Raw genomic sequence first — 18,441 nt, forward strand, 5'->3', positions numbered from 1 at the left:
CCGGTGACCGCATCTTCACCGGGGCACTCCCTTGTTGCGCCCGGCCCGGTTTAGTAGCCGTACCCCGCGTTGGCCGCAGCGAAAATCGCCGCCACGGCGAACGTGAGCACAATCGCGGTCAACGCCAGGCCGAGGTAGCCAAGGACCAGTCCGGCGATGGCGAGTCCCCGCCCGGCGGGTTCCCGGAGCAGGGCCAGGTGGCCCAGCACCACGGCCGCAATCTGCGGCAGGATGATGAGACCCAGGCCAAGGAAGACGGCGATGCCGCAGCACAGGCTGGCGATACTCAGGCCCTTGGGCTCGGGTGGCATGCCGTAGTAGGACGGCTGCCCGTAGACGGCGCCGTAGGGTCCGGCCGGCTGTGACCCTTGCGGTGGAATGTACGACGGCGGGGGGTAGCCCTGTGGCATCCCCTCGTCGCCGGGGGCAGGCTGGTTCGACATGGGAATTCCCCTTTTGAAAGGCTGGAACCAGCCTACCAACGCACGGCCCGGAGGTGCGCGGCCGTGATATACCCGTGATACGCCAGCGGGCAGGACCTACAGGTTCCAGAGCGGCGCAGAAAGTGCGAACGCCACGATCCCCAGGACCAGCAGGCTCCATAAACCGGCTACCAGCCAGCCTCTGTGGGGCTGGCTTCCCACGGACCGGCTTCCCATGTGCGGGGGACCCGCGACGGACCGGTATCCGGTGCGGGCCGGAACCGGCGCCGGATAGGCGCCCTGATACTGGCGGACCGGGGGATGACGGCCCGCGCTCCCGCGGACGTCCGATGCTGCGGGCGACTGAGGCTGCGTCAGTTGCTGTCCCAGGTGGGAGTAAATTCCAACCACCGTTTGCGAATCCAGCACTGCCGGGAGGGCCGCCACCCTCGCAACCACGCGGTTGATGCCCAGCACCTCGACCCCGGAACCTGTCACCTCTACAAGGTCGGGCTGGCCGGTCAGGCAGATGATCGAGCGGACCAGGTGCCGGTGCGGCGCGTCGAGCAGGGCAGCCACGGCGGCAGCCTGCCCCAGGGAGCCGTCCACGGCGGGGTTCCGGGAGTAGCCGTTCTGCCTCAGGACGCCTGCCCTGACCTCAACGGCGCCTGACCAGTTCTTGGCATCCACCACGACTATTCCGCCCGGCCCCACCAGAACGTGGTCGAGGTTGGCCAGCGGCCGTCCGGGCCAGTGCACGTCGTGCAGCAGGAACCAGCCGTGCGGGGTCAGCTGGCCGAGCCGGGTGGCGGTGCGGCGCTCTCCGTCCGCACCGGAACCCCACGATTCCGCAGCGTGTTCGGCATGCTCCAGCTGGCGCTTCAGCCGCGCAATCCGCTCGGCAGCCAGCCGGGCCTGTTCCGATGCTTCGTCGCCTGCCGCCATTGGCTGTCCTCCCTTTGATTCGCCGCACCCTGGATCATCCCGACCTGGATCAATCCATCCAGGATTCACCGCAACGCTGACGGCGGCGGAGAGCCCGCCGTCGTAATTTGTTTAGAAATTAGCAGCCGCGGGACAGCCGGTATATAGGTACTTTTGGCGCCACTACTCGCTTTTCCGCAGCCAATTACTGCCCCTCAATAAATACAAAGGGAATGAATTTGGTAAATGCCGGATGAAATTCGGCGTCACAGGGGCCGGATTCCGGACAAACCGTGTTGCGTCCCGCCGTCGTCTGGCATGCTGGTGCCATGGCTAGCCGCGCGGGCACAGTTGCCCAACCCCAAGACCTTGTTGACCTCACTGCGCTCCTGGATGCGTACTACGATGTTTCTCCCGATCTAAGCGACCCGGGCCAGCGCGTTGCGTTCGGCACGTCCGGGCACCGGGGATCCAGCCTGAAGGCATCCTTTAACGAAGGCCATATTGTGGCCATCACCCAGGCGATCGTGGAATACCGTGCCGGGCAGGGCATTACCGGCCCGCTGTATATGGCAAAAGACACCCATGGCCTCAGCGAACCGGCGCAGAACTCGGCTCTGGAGGTGCTGGCAGCCAACGGCGTGAACGTCCTGATCGACGCCCGCCACGGCTACACCCCCACTCCGGCGCTGAGCCACGCCATCCTCACGCACAACCGGAACGCCCCCGCCGGCGCACCGCAGGCTGACGGCATCGTGGTCACCCCCAGCCACAACCCGCCCGGTGACGGCGGGTTCAAGTACAACCCGCCGCACGGCGGCCCCGCGGACACGGACGCCACCGGCTGGATCGCCAACCGCGCCAACGAACTCCTTGAAAACGGACTCCGCGGCGTCAAGCGCATCCCGGTGGCCGATGCACTGGCCGCCGAGACGACCGGCAAGTTCGACTTCCTCAGCAGCTACGTGGACGACCTCCCGTCCGTGCTGGACCTGAACGCCATCCGCGATTCCGGCGTCCGGATCGGCGCCGACCCCATGGGCGGCGCCTCGGTGGACTACTGGGGCGAGATCGGCGAGCGCCACCACCTGAACCTCACCGTGGTGAACCCCACCGTCGACCCGCAGTGGGCCTTCATGACCCTGGACTGGGACGAGAAGATCCGGATGGACTGCTCCTCCCCGTCGGCCATGGCCTCGCTGATCAACCGCATGTCCAGCGGCGCAAACTTTGACGTCGCCACCGGCAATGACGCCGACGCCGACCGCCACGGCATCGTTACGCCGGACGGCGGGCTGATGAACCCGAACCACTACCTCGCCGTGGCCATCGACTACCTCTACCGGCACCGCACCGGCTGGAACCCGGAGTCGGTAATCGGCAAGACCCTGGTTTCCTCGTCCATCATCGACCGCGTGGCCGAAAGCCTGGGCAGGAAGCTCGTCGAGGTGCCCGTGGGCTTCAAATGGTTCGTTCCCGGGCTGCTGTCCGGCGAGGGCGCGTTCGGCGGCGAGGAATCCGCCGGCGCTTCGTTCAACAAGATGGACGGCAGCGTGTGGACCACCGACAAGGACGGCATCCTGCTGGCGCTGCTGGCTTCGGAAATCACCGCCGTCACGGGCAAGTCTCCGTCGCAGCTGTACAAGGGCCTCACCGACCAGTTCGGCGATCCCGTCTATGCCCGGATCGACGCCGCCGCCACGCGCGAGCAGAAGGCCGCCCTCGGCAAGCTGTCGCCGTCGGACGTCACCGCCACCGAGCTCGCCGGCGAAACGATCACGGCCAAACTTACCGAGGCTCCCGGCAACGGCGCCTCGATCGGCGGCCTGAAGGTGGTCACCGAGAACGCCTGGTTCGCCGCCCGCCCGTCCGGCACCGAGGACGTCTACAAGATCTACGCCGAGTCGTTCAAGGGCGCCGACCACCTCAAGCAGGTCCAGGCCGAAGCCAAGGCCTTGGTTGACGGGGTTATTTCGTAAGTTCCCACAGGCGGAGGATGCGCCGGACGGAATGGTTTCCGTCCGGCGCCATGTCCACCAGGGCCACGCGGTCCAGCACGACGTCGTCTCCCGGGCGGGTGCGCTTGTCACCGTGGTGTGACACGTGCGGACGATAGTTCGCCAGGGTGTGGTCCGGCGTGGGCACCCGGCCGGGCAGCCCCGCCACGACCCCAACCAGTGACTCGTGAAGTTCCTGGAGTGGTTGGCTGGGCTCCACGAGGCTCACCGGGATGGACTCCCGCCGGCCGAAGCCGGCGTCCGCACCGATCGTCAGCCGCGCGCCAAGGGCCGCCCGTACGGGCTGGTCGATAAGTGCGGCGATCCGTTCGGTGAGGTCCTCGCCCAACGTCGGGTCGACGTCGAACTTGACCAGGGTGATGTGCAGGGGCCAGTCGTCGCGGGGAAAAACGAGCCCGTCAGTGACGGGCTCGGTGAAGGCCACCAGAATCAGGTTCTGCATAGGGCCAGTGTGCCACTGCGCAGGGCCGGCTGTGCCCGTCCGGGCGCGGACGGGCACAGTAGCCAGCGTGGCGATTTCGACTAAAATGGGAAGTGGCCCAGGACACATGCCGTGCATTCAACTGCAAAAATGTGTCTAGAGTGCCTCCGGCGTGTCCCCCATCGTGCCGGGGGCCTCTCTGCGTGTCAGGGCGCGTCTTCGTGTCCGGCGTGCTGCACCCGGGGACAGTACGGACCTAGACGGTGCGGACTACATCCTCGTAGGCGAACTTCGGCTTGGCTTCGCCCCAGGCGTCGGGCCCGGGCTGGCCAATGTTGACCACCAGGAAGCTCTTCTGGTCCCCGGCCGGGAAGAATGCCGCATCAATGGCGGAGAAGTCGGCACCGGTCATGGGGCCGGCAGCCAAACCGAGCGAGCGGACCGCAAGGATGAAGTATCCGGCCTGCATGTGGGCGTTGTTGTTGCCCGTGCTGGCGGCGAGATCCGGGGAGGCGTCGTACATGGCCTTGGGGGCGTTGTAGCCGGGGAGGAAGTTGTCCCACTGTCCGGCCCAGTCGGTGTCGTAGCTGAGGATGGCGACGAGCGGCGCGGACGCCGTCTTGGCCTTGTTGCCGTTGGCCAGGGTGTCCACGAGCTGTGCGCGGGCCTCGTCGGAGCGGACGTAGGTCACGCGCAGCGGCTGGGAATTGAACGCCGTCGGGCCGAACTTGGTCAGCTCGTAGATGGCGCGGGCCTGCTCATCCGTGACCTCTCCGGTGAATGCGTTGGCCGTACGGGCTTCGGCGAAAATCGCGTCCACTGCGGCTGCGTCGATCACTGCTTCTTCATGGGCAATTGTCATCTGCATACCTTTCGCTGGGCCTGCTCACCCGAAGGCGGCCGGCGGTTCTGCTATCCATAGTTGCAACTTCAAGCGAATCGTTCCTCTTCCCGTGACCCCGCGTGACCTTCCCCACAGTGGCGGGCTGCCGAGCGGCAGGGCTCCACAGCGGCCGGACGCACGGCCGTGCGAATTGCGGGGCGAATTGCGGGGCCTGCGCGGTAATGTTGCTCCGGAAGATTCCTTCCCCGCTCCCGACACATACTCCTTTGAAAGGCTCCCGGCCATGAGCATGCTTGGTACCAAATGGAAGCTCCACGGCAACGGTAAGTCGGTCCGCCCGGGCGAGGTGGTGGCCCCCGGCGAACGGCTGACCTGGCCGCTGACCATCGGGGTGGGAATGCAGCACGTCGTGGCCATGTTCGGTGCGACTTTCCTGGTGCCCATCATCACGGGCATGCCGCCGGCCACCACACTGTTCTTCTCCGGCATCGGAACCCTGCTCTTCCTGGTGATCACCCAGGGCAGGGTGCCCAGCTACCTCGGTTCGAGCTTTGCGTTCATTGCCCCGATCATGGCCTCCCAGCAGCAGTTCGGAATTCCCGGGGCCCTGGGCGGGGTCGTGCTCGCCGGCGCGGGCCTGGCCGTCATCGGCGCCGTGGTCCAGAAATTCGGGGCCGGCTGGATCAACCGGCTCATGCCGCCGATCGTCACGGGCGCCATCGTAGCCCTGATCGGACTGAACCTCGCCCCGGCCGCGAAGCACAACTTCGACGCCGCCCCCGTCACCGCGGTGATTACCCTGGCCACCATCATCCTGGTGAGCGTGCTATTCAAGGGCATCCTCGGCCGCCTCAGCATCCTGGTGGGCGTAGTGGTGGGATACTTTGTGGCCATGCTCCGCGGCGAAGTGAACTACAGCAAGATGGACGCCGCCGCGTGGGTGGGGCTGCCGCACTTCCAGACCCCCGAATTCCACCTGGGCGTGGTGGGTCTCTTCGTTCCCGTGGTGCTGGTGCTGGTTGCCGAGAACATCGGCCACGTGAAATCCGTGTCCGCCATGACGGGCCAGAACCTCGACGGCGTCTCCGGCCGCGCCCTGATGGCCGACGGCGCCGCCACCGTACTGGCCGGCTTCGGCGGCGGTTCCGGAACCACCACGTATGCCGAAAACATCGGCGTGATGGCGGCCACGAAGGTCTACTCGACGGCAGCCTACTGGGTGGCTGGCACCTTCGCCATCATCCTCAGCTTCTCCCCCAAGTTCGGCGAACTGATTGCCACGGTTCCCGCGGGCGTGCTGGGCGGCGCTGCCACCATGCTTTACGGCATGATCGGCATCCTGGGCGTCAAGATCTGGGTCCAGAACAAGGTCAACTTCTCCAACCCGGTCAATTTGACCACCGCGGCGGTGGCACTGATCATCGGCATCGCCGACTACACCTGGACCATCGGCGAACTGACGTTCACCGGCATCGCCCTGGGCTCCGCCGCCGCACTGGTGATCTACCACGGCATGAAAGCGATCGCGAAGGCCCGCGGCAGCGTCGCTGAACCGGAGACCGAACAGGCCGGCCTGCCCCCTGCAGTCAAGGCCGCGATCAACGCCGCCGCCAAGCGGACTCCGAAAAAGCGGCCTTAGGCGGCACTGACGGGCGGCCGCCTCGGCAGCCGCCCGCACGGGCTGTTAACCAGCGCCGGGTTTATCCGGCGTCGAACGTATCGTCCTCGCGGTCCTTGGGGGCCTTGCTGTCCGGCAGGTCCGTGCCACTGCCATCGGGGATCCCGGCAGCGTCCTGCTTCGGTTCTGACGAGAAGGGCCGTCCGGCGTCCGGATCCTCCGTGTTGGATTCGTCCATTTCCGCCTCCGCGGACGGTACCGCGGCATCGCTTTCGGCCGGCTCAAAGCCGGGGTCCGTACTTTCGCTCTCTGCGTGCAACTGATCCTCCGTTCCTCCGAAACGACCCGCTCCGGGTTCGCCTGCGCTGTCCTGGTCTTCTTCGCCGAACTGGCTAAGGTCAGGCGCCCCGGCAGGGTAGGTTTCGCCGTCCGGGCTGTCCTGGCTCAGGCCCGCCGCGTCGAACGCCTCTTCCTCACGTGGCTGGGCGAACTTCTTCGTGTCAGCGCCACCCATTTCCTGCTCGACCGTGGGCGTACCGTACCCGCCCTCTTCCTCAATGGGTGTTCCTTGGTTCTCCTGCGTCATGTCATTCCTCCTGGGTGGTAGGGCTGGTTGGTTAGCTGGATACGCGGACCTGGATGCAAGTCCGGGCGGGGCTCAGAGCCCCTTGCCGCCTGTCACCGGAAGCACGGCCCCGGAAATGTAGGAGCCGGAGTCCGAGGCGAGCAGGACGTAGGCGGCCGCGAGTTCTGCAGGCTGTCCCGCGCGCCCGAGAGGAGTGTCCTGACCGAACGTCGGCAGCTTTTCGGGCCATTCCGTGGCTGGAATGAGCGGCGTCCAGATGGGGCCCGGAGCCACGGCATTGACCCGGATGCCCTTGGGCCCGAGCTCCTGGGCCAGCGCCTTGGTGAACGCCACTTGGGCGCCCTTCGTCATGGCGTAGTCGATGAGTTCCGGTGAAGGATTGAAGGCCTGGATGGAGGCAGTGGTGATGATGGAGGCGCCTGCCTTGAGATGGGGCACCGCGGCCCTTGCCGTCCAGAGCAGGGAATACAGGTTCGTCTTGAACACACGGTCGAATTCATCGGTGGGCAGCGCCTCAAAGCTGTCGCGGTTCTTTTGGTAGGCGGCGTTCAACACCACCACGTCCAAGCGCCCGAACTCCGCGAGCGTGTCCGCCACGATCCTGGTGCTGAACTCTTCACTGCGGCCGTCGCCCGGCAGCAACAGGGCCCGTTGACCGGCCTTCCGGATCCACGCGGCGGTATCCTGGGCGTCGGTTTCCTCTTCGGGAAGGTACGAGATGGCGACGTCGGCCCCCTCGCGGGCGAAGGCAATGGCCACTGCCCTTCCGATGCCGGAGTCTCCCCCGGTGATGAGCGCTGCCTTGCCCGGGAGCGCGTTGTTTCCCTCGTAGCTTTCCTCGCCGTGGTCCGGCTGCGGCTCCATGGGCGCCGTGAGCCCCGGCTGCTTCTGGACTTGCTCGGGGAACGGCCCGTCATGGTAGCCCGCCCTGGGGTCCTGCGGCTGGTGGTCCTGCTTTTCGTCGGTCATGTCCACCTCGCTAACGTCTGAGTTTGTACTGCCTCCGGTGCGTGGCCGGCTCTTCGAAACTATCCCAGCGCACAAGGCAAGTCCACGGTTTTGGCAAAATTAGTCAGCAAACTTAGTAGTGCTTGATAATGGGCATCTTCAAGCCTAGGTTGAGACATAGTTGCGGCCATTCGCGGCCGCTCGCGGCGACCGGAGGTGGGCAATTGTCTGACCCGGAGGTGACGCCGGGCAACGGTAGAAACGAAACGGTCGAGCAGCAGATGGACCGTAACTGGATGGAGCTCATCCAGGAACTGCGCGTGTTACAAACCGGAGTCCAGATCCTTGCCGGTTTCCTACTCACGCTTCCCTTCCAGTCCCGGTTCGAGGACCTCGACGCCTTCCAGGTGGGCCTCTACCTGACCAACGTGGTGCTGGCTGCCCTGACCACCGCGCTGATCCTCCTGCCTGTCAGCGTCCACCGCAGGTTGTTCCGGCAACGGCTGAAATCCACCCTCGTTTCGAGCGCGGACAGCATCACGAAGGTTGCCCTCGGCGGGGTGGCACTCCTGAGTGCGGGAACCTCAGCCCTGGTTTTCGACGTAACCGCCGGACGCAACGCGGGCCTCACGGCAGGCGGATTGCTGCTGGCAGTCCTGCTGATCCTGCTGGTCATCGTCCCGATCCAGCTCAACAAACGGGCCAGGCGTGGATAGGACAACGTCTTTCCCAGCGAAGTTCGCCAGTCAAAATCGGAAGGCACCATGAAGAAGTGGGTTAAGGAACACGGGCTGATGCTGGCCAACATCGGGCTATTCGCGGTGTTTTTCGGCGGAATGGTGATCAGCGGAGCCAGCGACTACAGCGAAGACCAGCTCGCCCACGGCCAACCGGCCGTAGGCATTGCGGGCTACCTCGCCACCGGGGCGTTCCTCGAAGCCACCTTCGAGAACTGGGAATCGGAGTTCCTGCAGATGGGCATGTATGTCATCCTGACGGTTTTCCTTTTCCAAAAAGGCTCCTCGGAATCGAAGCCGATGGGAAAGGTAGCGCCGCAGGACCAGGATCCGCGTGAGGCAGCCATGAAGGCCGCCACGCCGTGGCCCGTACGGCGCGGCGGCTGGGTCCTCAAGCTCTATGAGCACTCCCTCTCCATCATGTTCCTGTTTCTGTTCCTCGCATCTTTCACCCTCCATGCGGTAGGCGGCAGCGAGGAGTACAGCCAGGAACAACAAAGCCACGGGCAGCCGGGCGTGACGCTGCTCGGCTACCTCGGCACCAGCCGGTTCTGGTTCGAGTCGTTCCAGAACTGGCAGAGCGAATTCCTTGCGGTCGCCGTGCTGGTTGGTGCGTCCGTCTACCTGCGCGAACGGGGCTCACCCGAGTCCAAACCCGTGGCCGAACCGCATTACGAGACCGGGGCTTAGCGGCCCGAGTCAGGCCCCCTCAAGGACCTGGCTGGTGGCCCACGTGAGGTACTTGGCGGCATTGGCGACGGCGTCTTCCGGGCTGGACGCGACGTCCAGCAGCTGCGCAGCGGCCACCACGCCGTGCCTCGCCAGGTCCTCCGGCGTGACCAGGATTCGGCCGGCCACCACAATCACCGGGATGCCCCGCTCGCGCGCTGCATCGGCCAGCGCAATGGGCGCCTTGCCCTCCAGCGACTGCGAATCCATGGATCCCTCGCCGGTGATCACCAGGTCCGCCTCGGCCAGCTGGACCGCCAGGCCCGTGAGGCCCGCCACCAAGGCAAAGCCGCCTTCGAGAGCGGCATTGCTGAAAGCCAGGAACGACGCCGGGAACCCGCCAGCCGCGCCCGCTCCGGGAACGTTGACGTCGCGCCCCGTGGACTGCCGCAGAACGGACGCCCAGTTGCGGAGCCCCGCATCCAGCAGCTCCACGGCGTCCGCGTCGGCACCCTTCTGCGGACCGAAGACGTGAGCCGCTCCGTCGCTTCCGAACAGCGGGTTCTGAACGTCCACGGCGATCCGGAACTTCACGGCAGCCAGCCGCGGGTCCAGGCCGGAAACGTCAACACCGACAACGTCCCCAAGGGAACCGCCGCCCAGCGGAACCACGTTTCCGCTGGCGTCCAGCGGCTTCAGGCCCAGTGCGCGCAGGGCGCCGCTGCCGCCGTCGGTCATGGCAGAGCCTCCCACGCCCAGTACGATTTCGGTAGCCCCGGCGTCCAGCGCGGCAGCGATCAGCTGGCCGCAGCCGTAGCTGTGCGCGCGCAGCGCGTTGGCCGGCGTCGGCTCCATGTGCGCCAGCCCCGAGGCCTGGGCCGTTTCAATCACGGCGGTGGCACCGCCGAAAGCATCCTTGCGGAGAGCCCAGGCCGCACCAATGGGCGCCAGGATGGGACCGACGACGGCGTTCAGCCGTTCCTCGTAGCCGGCGGCAACGGCGGCTTCAAGGGTGCCTTCTCCGCCGTCGGCAACGGGAAACTGCGTGGCGACCGCGTCCGGATAGACGCGCAGCGCCCCCTCGGCGATGGCACTGGCAGCTTCCGCGGCAGTCAGTGACCCTTTGAACTTGTCCGGAGCGATGAGAATGCGCATGGGTCTATCCTGCCAGCATCCGCAGGAAAGCGCTTGCCTGCGTGTAATGAACCGGGACTATTGGAGCACTGACCCCGATGGGCGGCCGCGACGGGCCTAGCGGCGCTTCCGGGTCTGTTCCGCGGCGCCGGAATCCGGGAGCCCGGCGAAACCACTGATGGCGTCAGCGACCTGGGCCGTGCCGGTGTACTGGACCACATGTCCGCAGCCGGGCACCTCCACCAGCCTGCCGGCCGGAGCGCGGCGGGCAAGGATCCGGCACCACTCCCCTGTCGCGATGGGGTCCGAGGCCCCGCGGAGGACCAGTACGGGCGCCCCCAGCCCGCGAATCCGGTCCTCGGTCCTGTAGTTCATCATGACCCGCAGTTGCTTGAGGTACCAGCCCGGGCCGCAGCGCAGGTAATCGCTGAAGACCACGGCATTGGACCCCAATGTTTCATAGCGGATCGCATCCCTGGCCAGCGCAAGCATCTGGCGGAGCACTGTGCGGCGCCGGACGTCCACCACGGGTCCCATCAGCACAACATGCGGCACCTGGCCGGGGCGCTGAAGGGCCGCTTCCAGAACGAACTGTGCGCCCATGGAATGGCCCACGAGGATGCGCGGCCCTACTCCCGCCTGATCCAGCACCTCGTGGATAAACGCCCCGTGGTCCGCAACGGTAAGCAGGCGTTCCGGGCGGGGTGCGGATCCAAAGCCGGGAAGGTCGATCGAAATCGTGTCCGCGGTCCTGGCCAGGACGTGGTGCAGCCGTGCAAGGTACCGGTGGGAGACGCCGATCCCGTGAATGAGGACGATGGTGGGGGCCTCCGCGGCGGCGCCCGGCAGGCCGCTGGGCGTGGCGCGCGAGGCGTGCATCCGTCCACGGAGCCCTCCGGCCTCGACGACTGTTGCTTCGGTCCCCTTCATCCGTCGAGAATAGCTTCCCGCGGCGCGGATTCAGGGAAAGGCTCCTAATTCCTTGCCCGCAGCACCGCAAAGTAGCCGGGGATGAGGTCAGCCCGCGTCGGGTCGGACAAGGGCATCGTCTCGATCGTCGTGGGACCGTCCTCGATCAGCTCCCAGCGGCCCGCGGGGAAGGCCAGGCTCCGCTCCTTCGGACCGAAGCGCCCCGGCATGGGCAGCCCGCGGATGGCTCCTTCGAGAGGCGACGGGATGGACCGGAGCGTTGCTCCGAGGTGGGACACATACTCGACGGCGTTTCCCTGGAAGTCGGTTTCGGCCAGGAAAACGCGCCCGTTCATTCCCGTGATGGCACGAACGTTTTCGGCCAGGGCCTGCCGGTCACGTTCTCCCAGGACGTGCAATACGCCCCGGATAAAGACATTCGCCCCTGCGCCAGCGCGGCCTCCCCCGCCAAGCAGCCGAAGCTCTTCCCCGAGTCCGCCGCCGGCGTCGGGAGCTGTCATGTCACGGACGACGTACGAAACGTTCGCCAGCCCGGACGACTCGCTGACCGCCCGCCGTACTGCATGGGCGGAGACATCAACACCCATGGCGTGCGGGAAATGAGCGGCCAGTTGCCGGGTGAAGCTGCCGTTGCCGCAGCCGATGTCCACCACCGGCAGCCCGGGGTCCAGGTGCAGGTGCAGCCTGTCCACGTAACCCTGCATCTCGTGGTCGCTGCCGGAGTCCCACAGCACGTCGCCGGTGGCCCCTGTGCTTTTCACGGAGGACCAAAACCGGTCCCAGGCAATATGGTGGTCCCGCGGTGCGCCGGCGGACAACCGCACAAGCCTGGGGATCATCAGGTATTTCTTTAGGGCGGCGAGCATGGTCCAAATATAAGGGCACCACCGTTGATGCCCGGCTAGTCAGGCACGGAAATCAGGTCACAGACAGCCACGTGATGGCGTCCCGCTCGGAGGTGAAGAACTTCGTGGGACACGGCACGGCATTGATTCCCAAAAAGAAATTGGCCAGGACGCGGTCAACCGGCGAGGCCCCCAGCAAGGCGATCCGGGAGGCCTGGCACGGGCGGCCAAAAACGGCGCGTGCGCCCCGGCTCACATCGGCGGTGGTGGCCATGTCAACCAGCATGGGATGCCGTTCGTCGCCACACAACTGGTTCACCCTGAGCATGGCGCGCTCCGCGTCCTCGGCTGTGATCACGGCGCCGCGCGGCCACGTCAGCCGGAGCACTCCGTCGGCTCCCAGCGTCAGTCCCGCTTCCGTGCCCATCTCGCGATTTCCGGACATATCCACCCTTCCTCCCGCCAGGGTAAGCCCGCAAGGAATGCGTGCGACCTAAGTCACCCTACAATGTAGTCAACCGGGGACCGAAGGGGGCAGCGTGGTAATCCAGGCGGCGCAGAAATCACTTGTACCACGCACGGCTATCGTGGCCGATCCGGACAGCGGGCGCTTGTCCGCTACAGCGGCCGTTTTAGCGGCCGCAGGGTTCGAGGTCTCCACGGCCTCCAGCCACGAAAGCCTGGCCGGGCTGCTGGACGGGCACCATCCCAGCATCGTCGTCGCGGATCACTCGCTTGCCGGCCCTCCGGTGGATGCACCGCTCCTTCTCCTGATCGATCTGGACGACGAGTCCGCGGCGGAGAGCGTGCGGTCGCTCCCCATGGCGGACTACATCGCGAAACCCCCCGCCCCCGCCGAACTTGCCCACCGGGCGGACGTCTTGGTCAGCCGCGCTGCGCAGCGCTCCGATGCGCGGCAAAGCGCTGAACGGCTGCGCGAAAAGCTCCGCGGGGTGTCCTCTGCCGTTCGCGCCACCCATGATCCCCTCCTGATTTCGGATTATCTGGTGACAGGATTCGGGGAGACGTTCGGCGCCGACCGCGTCCTGTTCACTACTTTCGACGACGACCGCGTCCCGCGGATAGCTGCCCAATGGCACCGGCCTGGCCTTGCCCCGGTGGCGGACGGACTGGGAATCCAGGAATCGTCCGCGCACCGCGTTGCGGACCGGCTGTGGTCAGAGGCGGAAGTGCTCACCGTGGAGGACCACCGGTTGCACGAATGGTCCCCCGAGGACCAGGAGCTGGCGGCATGGTCTGAGCATATGGGCCCCTGGGCCTCCGCCTTCGTTCCTGTGGGTGAGGGCAAGTCATCGCTCGGCGTCATCTGGATTGCGCAGCTGGACGAGCCGCGGGTCTGGACGCGAACCGAAATTTCACTGATCCAGCACGTGGCCGGAAACGTCGCGTACGGGCTCATCCAAAGCCATTTGATGAGCGCCCAGCAGCGTGTGGTCAAGCAGCTGCGGCAGCTAGACCAGGCGAAGACCGATTTCCTTGCCACCGTCAACCACGAGCTCCGTACTCCGCTGACGTCCATCTCCGCTTACCTGGACATGATCCAGGACGGCGTGGGAGGGCCGGTGCCCGCGGAAGTGGAGAGGATGCTGGACATCATTGTCAGGAACTCAGAGCGGCTGCGGCGCCTGATCGAGGATATGCTCACTGTTTCTCGTCAGGATTACGACGGCGCCAACCTCCATCTGGGGCCCGTCCAGCTGGGACACACTCTCCAAATCGTGACAGTGGCGCTGCGCCCGCTGGCTGAGTTGGGCGACGTTTCCATCTCGCTGGAGCTCTGCGACGGCGATTCAGAGATAATCGCCGATGAAGTTCAGCTGGAGCAGGTGTTTACGAACCTTGTTTCAAATGCCATCAAATTCACGCCTCGCGGAGGCGGGATTGTTGTTAGCTGCCGCCTCGAAGCAATGACGGACGGAGAGTCCGGCATTAATGTCCACGTGCGTGATACTGGGGTTGGAATCCCGGAGGAAGAAATCCCGCATCTTTTCACCCGCTTCTTCCGTGCATCCAACGCGACGTCAGCCGCCGTCCCCGGCAGCGGCCTGGGGCTCGCCATTGCGTACGACATCGTCAAGGCGCATCGGGGGGACGTGGCGGTCAGTTCGCAGCTGGGCGAGGGCACCACGATCACCGTGAAACTGCCCGTTTCCGGGCCTTAAACGGAACTGCCCCCGGATTTGAGATCCGGGGGCAGCCTTGGCGCATGGAGCTTAGTCTGGCCACCAGCCGATGTGTGCCTGCGTGGTGGGCGCCTTGCTTGACGTGCTGACGGTGGTATCCGACTTGGGAGCGGCCGTGGCGGGCGCAGCGAAACCTGCGACAGCCAGGACGCCGGTGAGCAAGAATGTAGCGGCTATTTTCTTCATCCGCGGGTCCTTTCAATCAATTGGGCGCAAAAACTCATTACGAGCGTCAGTATACGGTCACAAGATCAATATTTAACTCTGGTAACACCAGCAAAATTATGACTCGGGTGGTCGATGTAGAACCTTTCCGGGGGATAATTGGAAAATGCCGATTCCCCGGAAATTGTTGCCGCATGTGGTTGCGGAGCTGCAGGCCCGCGAAAGCTGGAAAAGCCGCGAGTACTCAAGGGCGCGGGACGAGGCGCGCAGAGCAGCGGAGCTCGCTCTGCTGGAGGGGGACCAGACCGCCTGGTGGAACATGACGCTCTTCCAGGCTGAATGCCTCAAGGACCTGGGTCAGATCCACGAGTGCATGGAACTGATCACGTACCTGGCCAGCCACCCGCTCTCCACTGCGGAACCGGCCCTGGGAGCACGGGCCTTCGTCCTGCTGGCGCTGTCGCAACAGGGGCTGGGGCGGCTACCCGACGCCGTCGCCGCAGCCACCTCCGCCGCCGATCTCGTTGCCGGCAACCCCGAGTACGTCTACCTCCACATCCAGGCCCAGCGTGCGCTCATCGCCGCCCTCGCAGAAAGTCGCCGGCTGGATGAGGCGTGGGACCAGTGCCTCCTGCTGGAGGGCCTGCTGACGGACCTCGTGGACGAGGACACTGCCGGGAAGGCCTACTGGGTGATAGGAAACGTCGCGTTCCTCACCGGCCGGGTGAAGGACGGCGGCCGCTACCACGACATGGCCGCAGAGAGCCTGTCACCGTCGAAGGACGTGGACCTCTGGGCCAGGTTCAACCGCGCGTCGGCGGTGATGCGCCTCGAGGCCGAGCTCACCGACCCCGCAACCCTTCGCTGCATCGAGCGGGCCGAGCTCGCCACCGAAGTGGTCGGCGGAAGTGACCGCGACCTCCTGGAAATGTCGTTTGTGCGCGCGCACTGGCATTTCCTGACCGGCGATATGGCAACGGCAATCAACATGCTCCGGCCGCTGTGCACCGAAGCAGGAATCCTGGCCACCCAAACAGCGGGAGAGGCCTCTTTCCTGCTGGGCAAATCGCTCCTTGCCAACGGTGACCACGAGGAAGCACTCCAACGCTTGGCTGATGCAGCCGAACTCTTTGACGATGCGGCCGCCTCCGAACGGAGCGCCCAGGTTCGCGCGTTTGCAGCAGGTGTAAGCTAACGCACCCCGGACGGCGAAGGACAGTGTATTTTTAGTCTCAGAGCCTCGTGGAAGGCTGAGTGGCGCAAGGGAGGCCAAACGGCTCCTCTCACATGTTCGGGGGATTAATGTCTAAGCCGCTTGGATTGATGCAAGAGCAAATTGTCAGGATCGTGCTTCCCCGGGACGAACACTTGGATGAGCATTCAGCGCGCGTGCTGGCTGCCGGCCTTCAACGCCCGCACTCGGGTTCTCCGCTGGCCGTACTCCTGGATGTGACAGGCGTTGCGTCCGTGAGCAGGGCGGCGAGGGCGGTGTTCAGCAATGTGAGCACAGTGGCCGCCTGGGCGCTGCTCGGACGGACTCCGGTGGACCGGATCCTGGCGCATTTCATCCTTGGCGGCGACTTTAAGTCCGGGCCTGCCAGTTACTTCACGTCCGAGCCCGAGGCCCTCAAGTGGTTGAAGGAAAACGCCCATGTTCACTGAGGGCGACCCGCGCCTGGGCAAGCTGCTGGACGGAATCGTCCGCCTTGCCGCAGGGGAGCTTCACTCCCGGATCGAAGTATCCCCCGCCAGGGATGAGCTGGATGCCGTCATCATGGGCACCAACCTCCTGGCCGAAGACCTGCAGATCATGTACCAGGAGCTGGAGCAGCGGGTGGAACTGCGCACCCGGCTGCTCAACGAAGCGCACCTGGAAATGCAGAAGATGGCGCTGACGGACTCGCTGACCGGCCTGGCGAACCGTGCGGCCCTGGTCAGTGCCCTCAACGACACCCTGGCGGAGGCTGAGCGGGGCGACCTTCCGCCCGCCGTCCTGTTGCTGGACCTTGACGCCTTCAAAGGCATCAACGACTCCCTCGGCCACGCTGCCGGGGATCAGGTTCTGACCGCCGTCGGGGAGCGGATCAAGGGATCAGTCCGGGACACTGACACGGTGGCCCGCCTGGGCGGTGACGAATTCGCCGTCCTGATGCCCGCCACCACCCTCGCCCGCGCCGCGAGCGTGGGTAACCGCATCCTCGCTGCCCTGGACAGCCAGGTGGAGCTCGAGAACGACTCCGTCCAGTGCGGGGCCAGCATGGGGCTGTGCATCGGCGGAGCCGGACAAAGCGCGGAACAGCTACTCATGGAAGCCGACGTGGCTATGTACGCTTCCAAGGCCGGCGGGCGCAACAGGCTCAAAGTATTCGAACCGGCCATGCTGCACGCGCGCCAATTGCGGAGCCAGCTTATCGATGACCTTCGGACGGCCATTTCCGAGTCAGAGCTGGTGCTTTTCTACCAGCCTGTGGTCGCGCTGGCGTCCGGGCGGATCGAGGGTGCGGAAGCCTTGGTCCGCTGGCAGCATCCTTCCCGCGGCATGGTGATGCCGGACGAGTTCATTCCCCTCGCTGAAGATGCCGGACTCATTTCCGAGCTGGGCGGCTGGGTGCTCCGCACTGCCGTCAGGCAGCTACAGGACTGGCGGGCCGAGGGCCGCGCCGGGGACGACTTCTCCATGCGGATCAACATCTCACCGACCGACCTTCAGCGCCTCGAGTTCATCGAAGAGGTCCGGGATGCCCTCAGCGGGGCCGGAATCAGCCCGGAGCTGCTCGTGCTGGAGCTGACCGAGGGCGCGATTGTCAGCGGCAATGAGCTGGACCGGTACTCCCTGAGCAGCCTGCGGAAGCTGGGGGTAGGGCTGGAAATCGATGACTTCGGTACGGGCTATTCCTCCATCAGCTACCTGCGCAAGCTTCCGGTGGACAAGGTCAAAGTGGACCGCTCGCTGCTGAAGGACCTCGGAACGGACCCGGCCCAGCCGGACCTGATCGCCGCCATTCTCCAGCTGATCCGGGCGTGCGGCCTCGAAGCAGTCTGGGAAGGGGTGGAGACGGCGGAACAGGCCCAGCACCTGGCCAGCATCGGGTGCGTCAGCGCCCAAGGGTATTACTTCGGCCGGCCGGTTCCTGCGGACGAATTCGCAGCGGTGCTGGAAGCGCAGCGGGCTTCGCACCACGGCAGCTAGTCCCACTGCCCCCGGTCCTGGAGCACTGTCTTGAGGAGATCGGCCCGGTCCGTCACGATGCCGTCAACACCAAGGTCCAGGAGCCGGTGCATCTCCGCGGGATCGTTGATGGTCCACACATGGACCTGGAGGCCGTGCCGGTGGGCGCGGCGGACAAACGCCGGTGTCACCACCCGGACGGCACCATAGCTGACCGGAACCTGCAGCGCGTGGATGCCCCTCACCACCCGTCGGATGACCGGCGCCGGAAGCACCGGCCCCAGCATTGTGAAGATCGCGTTGGACACGACGCCGGCCGACGCCGCGACCGGCCGGCTTAACCGCCGAAGGACCGCCCGGCGGCGGCGGTCCGAGAAACTCGTAATCAGTACCTGGTCGTGAACGCCGTACTTCTCAATCGCGGCCGCAAGCCCGGGGACGGAGTTCCAGTCCTTGACGTCCAGGTTCAGCCGGACGCCGGGGAAGGCCCGCACCATTTCCTCGAACAGCGGGATGGGTTCCAGGCCCCCGATCCTCGCCTGGGCCACTGTCCCGGCAGGGAGCCTGGAAATGCGTCCCTGTCCGTCCGTGACACGGTCGAGTGCGGGGTCATGGAACACCAGCAGCACGCCGTCGGCAGTGGTGTGGACGTCCATTTCCAGGTACCGGTAGCCGAGTTCGACGGCCGCGCGGAACGCCGCCATCGAATTTTCCAGCCCGTCCGGCGAGAACCCGCGGTGCGCCATCGCGATCCGCGCGGACGCGCTTCCGGCGGTGAAGAAAGGCTGGGGCTCAGTCATTCCAGGC

20 protein-coding genes are annotated in these 18,441 nt (G+C 65.7%); 8 read left to right on the forward strand and 12 right to left on the reverse strand.

What is annotated here, in order from left to right; translation table 11 throughout:
* Positions 1–50 precede the first annotated feature (50 nt).
* Both AC07YR_RS11855 and AC07YR_RS11860 read right to left on the reverse strand, forming a co-directional pair.
* Positions 51–443 (reverse strand): DUF4190 domain-containing protein, encoded by a 393-nt coding sequence (locus AC07YR_RS11855; RefSeq protein WP_494734039.1) that lies wholly within the window; start codon positions 441–443, stop codon positions 51–53.
* A gap of 96 nt (positions 444–539) precedes the next feature.
* Positions 540–1,367 (reverse strand): nuclease-related domain-containing protein, encoded by an 828-nt coding sequence (locus AC07YR_RS11860; RefSeq protein WP_494734040.1) that lies wholly within the window; start codon positions 1,365–1,367, stop codon positions 540–542.
* Between the two features lie 308 nt (positions 1,368–1,675).
* Here AC07YR_RS11860 and pgm point away from each other — a divergent pair, with 308 nt between their 5' ends.
* Entirely contained in the window at positions 1,676–3,325 is a 1,650-nt protein-coding gene (gene pgm, locus AC07YR_RS11865) for a phosphoglucomutase (alpha-D-glucose-1,6-bisphosphate-dependent) (protein ID WP_055802011.1), read from the forward strand.
* Here the strand turns inward: pgm and AC07YR_RS11870 are convergent.
* Together AC07YR_RS11870 and AC07YR_RS11875 are read right to left on the reverse strand one after the other, a co-directional pair.
* Positions 3,315–3,806 (reverse strand): 2'-5' RNA ligase family protein, encoded by a 492-nt coding sequence (locus AC07YR_RS11870; protein ID WP_494734041.1) that lies wholly within the window; start codon positions 3,804–3,806, stop codon positions 3,315–3,317. The genes pgm and AC07YR_RS11870 overlap by 11 nt on opposite strands.
* A gap of 235 nt (positions 3,807–4,041) precedes the next feature.
* On the reverse strand, positions 4,042–4,647 hold the full coding sequence (locus AC07YR_RS11875) for a malonic semialdehyde reductase (protein ID WP_494734042.1): 606 nt from the start codon (positions 4,645–4,647) through the stop codon (positions 4,042–4,044).
* Positions 4,648–4,912: 265 nt separating this feature from the next.
* Here AC07YR_RS11875 and AC07YR_RS11880 point away from each other — a divergent pair, with 265 nt between their 5' ends.
* The gene (locus tag AC07YR_RS11880) at positions 4,913–6,268 is read left to right on the forward strand and encodes a uracil-xanthine permease family protein (RefSeq protein ID WP_055802020.1); all 1,356 of its coding nucleotides are present in this window, start codon (positions 4,913–4,915) and stop codon (positions 6,266–6,268) included.
* Positions 6,269–6,329: 61 nt separating this feature from the next.
* On the opposite strand, the gene AC07YR_RS11885 is transcribed toward AC07YR_RS11880, so the two are convergent.
* Both AC07YR_RS11885 and AC07YR_RS11890 read right to left on the reverse strand, forming a co-directional pair.
* Entirely contained in the window at positions 6,330–6,833 is a 504-nt protein-coding gene (locus AC07YR_RS11885; RefSeq protein WP_436056296.1) for a hypothetical protein, read from the reverse strand.
* Positions 6,834–6,905: 72 nt separating this feature from the next.
* Positions 6,906–7,802 (reverse strand): SDR family oxidoreductase, encoded by an 897-nt coding sequence (locus AC07YR_RS11890; protein ID WP_494734043.1) that lies wholly within the window; start codon positions 7,800–7,802, stop codon positions 6,906–6,908.
* Positions 7,803–8,005: 203 nt separating this feature from the next.
* Here AC07YR_RS11890 and AC07YR_RS11895 point away from each other — a divergent pair, with 203 nt between their 5' ends.
* Positions 8,006–8,497, forward strand: a complete 492-nt coding sequence (locus AC07YR_RS11895) for a DUF6328 family protein (RefSeq protein WP_494734044.1) — start codon at positions 8,006–8,008, stop codon at positions 8,495–8,497.
* A 48-nt stretch (positions 8,498–8,545) separates the two neighbouring features.
* Complete coding sequence (locus tag AC07YR_RS11900; RefSeq protein WP_494734045.1) at positions 8,546–9,208, forward strand: DUF6766 family protein; 663 nt, start codon at positions 8,546–8,548, stop codon at positions 9,206–9,208.
* A gap of 9 nt (positions 9,209–9,217) precedes the next feature.
* Here the strand turns inward: AC07YR_RS11900 and AC07YR_RS11905 are convergent, their stop codons facing one another.
* The 4 genes from AC07YR_RS11905 to AC07YR_RS11920 form a co-directional block, all read right to left on the reverse strand.
* Positions 9,218–10,342, reverse strand: coding sequence for a glycerate kinase (locus tag AC07YR_RS11905; protein ID WP_436056292.1), 1,125 nt, complete (start codon positions 10,340–10,342; stop codon positions 9,218–9,220).
* Positions 10,343–10,438: 96 nt separating this feature from the next.
* A complete protein-coding gene (locus tag AC07YR_RS11910) occupies positions 10,439–11,251 on the reverse strand; it encodes an alpha/beta fold hydrolase (protein WP_494734046.1) in 813 nt (270 codons plus the stop codon).
* 44 nt (positions 11,252–11,295) lie between these two features.
* Positions 11,296–12,117, reverse strand: coding sequence for a class I SAM-dependent methyltransferase (locus AC07YR_RS11915; RefSeq protein WP_494734047.1), 822 nt, complete (start codon positions 12,115–12,117; stop codon positions 11,296–11,298).
* A 52-nt stretch (positions 12,118–12,169) separates the two neighbouring features.
* Entirely contained in the window at positions 12,170–12,541 is a 372-nt protein-coding gene (locus AC07YR_RS11920; RefSeq protein ID WP_436056289.1) for a DUF7793 family protein, read from the reverse strand.
* A 94-nt stretch (positions 12,542–12,635) separates the two neighbouring features.
* Here AC07YR_RS11920 and AC07YR_RS11925 point away from each other — a divergent pair, with 94 nt between their 5' ends.
* Complete coding sequence (locus tag AC07YR_RS11925; RefSeq protein WP_494734048.1) at positions 12,636–14,279, forward strand: ATP-binding protein; 1,644 nt, start codon at positions 12,636–12,638, stop codon at positions 14,277–14,279.
* Between the two features lie 51 nt (positions 14,280–14,330).
* On the opposite strand, the gene AC07YR_RS11930 is transcribed toward AC07YR_RS11925, so the two are convergent.
* The gene (locus tag AC07YR_RS11930; RefSeq protein WP_156037087.1) at positions 14,331–14,486 is read right to left on the reverse strand and encodes a hypothetical protein; all 156 of its coding nucleotides are present in this window, start codon (positions 14,484–14,486) and stop codon (positions 14,331–14,333) included.
* A 145-nt stretch (positions 14,487–14,631) separates the two neighbouring features.
* Here AC07YR_RS11930 and AC07YR_RS11935 point away from each other — a divergent pair, with 145 nt between their 5' ends.
* The 3 genes from AC07YR_RS11935 to AC07YR_RS11945 all read left to right on the forward strand — a co-directional run bounded on the left by AC07YR_RS11935 (position 14,632) and on the right by AC07YR_RS11945 (position 17,655).
* On the forward strand, positions 14,632–15,660 hold the full coding sequence (locus AC07YR_RS11935) for a hypothetical protein (RefSeq protein WP_494734049.1): 1,029 nt from the start codon (positions 14,632–14,634) through the stop codon (positions 15,658–15,660).
* A 128-nt stretch (positions 15,661–15,788) separates the two neighbouring features.
* Positions 15,789–16,127 (forward strand): DUF7793 family protein, encoded by a 339-nt coding sequence (locus AC07YR_RS11940; RefSeq protein WP_436056286.1) that lies wholly within the window; start codon positions 15,789–15,791, stop codon positions 16,125–16,127.
* Positions 16,117–17,655 (forward strand): putative bifunctional diguanylate cyclase/phosphodiesterase, encoded by a 1,539-nt coding sequence (locus tag AC07YR_RS11945; protein ID WP_494734050.1) that lies wholly within the window; start codon positions 16,117–16,119, stop codon positions 17,653–17,655. The genes AC07YR_RS11940 and AC07YR_RS11945 overlap by 11 nt, the downstream gene beginning before the upstream one ends.
* Here AC07YR_RS11945 and AC07YR_RS11950 read toward each other — a convergent pair.
* Positions 17,652–18,434, reverse strand: a complete 783-nt coding sequence (locus AC07YR_RS11950; protein ID WP_494734051.1) for a glycerophosphodiester phosphodiesterase family protein — start codon at positions 18,432–18,434, stop codon at positions 17,652–17,654. The genes AC07YR_RS11945 and AC07YR_RS11950 overlap by 4 nt on opposite strands.
* Between the last annotated feature and the right edge of the window lie 7 nt (positions 18,435–18,441).

The sequence above is a fragment of the Arthrobacter sp. GW460-12-1-14-TSB2 genome, assembly GCF_059423525.1.